The organism is Nonomuraea sp. NPDC049625 (genome assembly GCF_040675285.1).
Lineage (GTDB): Bacteria > Actinomycetota > Actinomycetes > Streptosporangiales > Streptosporangiaceae > Nonomuraea > Nonomuraea angiospora_A.
The window spans coordinates 1-1,580 of the sequence record NZ_JBFAOQ010000060.1; the positions used below are offsets into that span (position 1 = coordinate 1).

A 1,580-nucleotide genomic window follows, 5' to 3' on the forward strand; every position below is an offset into this window, starting at 1 on the left:
CGCCGGGCCGCCTGTGGCCACCAGGACGACGAGCGCCACGACCGCTAAGGCGGTCAACAAGGGTCTACGTCTGGACATCGCGCAACTCTCTCTGCGGAGCCGATGCATGAGGTGCGTTATCGATAACACCCAACGGTGTAAGGGCGGCGCCCGGCGCATGTCAAGGCAGGGTGAAAGTTTCAGCGTGGCGGGGTGGTGGCCGTCGCGGCTATTGGCCGGCCCATGCGTTATCGATCACACACCGCTCTGCTCGCACGCGTACGGTGGCGGACCCACGGTCTCGCGTACGATCACCCGGTTGATCGACCGTGAGGGGGGTTCCGGCACCGGCTCGCCCCGGACCTCCGCGATGAGCTTGGCCATGGCCTCCCGCCCCTGAACCTCGCGATCGACGGCCACCGTGGAGAGCGACGGGCTGGCGAAGCGCCCCAGTTCCTCGTCGTCCCAGCCGAACACGCTGACGTCGTCGGGAACGCGCCAACCCCGGGAGAGCGCTCCTCGTACGGCGCCCATGGCCACGTGGTCGTTCGCGGCGACGACGGCGGTCACGCCGCTTCCTTCGGGCAGCCCCCGGACGGCGTCGTAGCCGGACTGCGGGGTCCAGTCCCCGAGGGCGATGCCGTACGACGTGAGCCCGTGCTGCTTGATCGTCTGCTCGTAGAGCAGTTTGCGATTGCGGGCGGAGGCGAAAGTCTGCGTGCCGGCGATGTGGAAGAAGACTCTGTGCCCCAGCGAGGCGAGATATTCGATGATCTCGCGGATCGGAGAGGCGTCCGCGAGCTCGTTGACGCTGCGGAGGTTGTCGTCGTAGTCACCCGTGACGACGATGGGGACCGGCGATGCCCCGGGGTCGATCTCGAGGGGCGTCAAGGACAGGATGCCCTCGACCTGCCCCGAGCCCGCGAGCTCCAGGATCCGCTCCGCCCTGGCGCGGGGGTCGCCCTCCATGCTGACGACCTCCAGCTGGAAGCCTTCGGCGTGAGCGGCCGTGGAGGCGGCGCTGAGCAGGCGTACCGGCCACAGGTAGGTGGAGGCGGGAAGGGTGATCGCCAGCCGGTTGGTGCGCCGGGTGCGCATGGAGCGCGCGACCAGGTTGGGCCGGTAGTTGAGCTCCTGGACGACCAGGTCGATCTTCCTGCGGGTCTCCGGCTTCAAGCCTTCGTTGTGGCGGAAGTAGCGGGAAACCGTCTGGTGGGAAACGCCCGCACGCCGGGCCACCTCGTGGATCGTGACGCGCGGCGTCTCGGACTCGCCCAAGGAGACCCCCTTTCCTCGCTCCTTGCGGGACAGCCTAGCGTTGACGCTAAAGTGATCGATCACTAATATGCGATCGCGCCGGCCAACAACCTGGCCGGCCTGCCCGCGGCACTCAACGCGGGCGACCCGTCACGGCACCGGATCCAGAGTTCGGGCAGGATGGTCGCCAGCAAGGTCGTCGCAGTCACACATGCTCGGAGTTCCCGTGTTGACCTCCTCCCCCTCGTGAACGAGGGGGATTCCAACCGTCGCCGGTTGGCCTTCCTGCTTCACTGCCGGTCGCCCGCCCGAGAGGACTCTCGTTGAGGTCTTACACCAGCTCC

The 1,580-nt window shown here is 67.7% G+C and carries 1 protein-coding gene; it reads right to left on the reverse strand.

Going from position 1 to position 1,580, the window contains the following annotated elements; all coding sequences use genetic code 11:
- Window positions 1–234 precede the first annotated feature (234 nt).
- Entirely contained in the window at window positions 235–1,257 is a 1,023-nt protein-coding gene (locus AB0J87_RS64385; RefSeq protein WP_363985923.1) for a LacI family DNA-binding transcriptional regulator, read from the reverse strand.
- Between the last annotated feature and the right edge of the window lie 323 nt (window positions 1,258–1,580).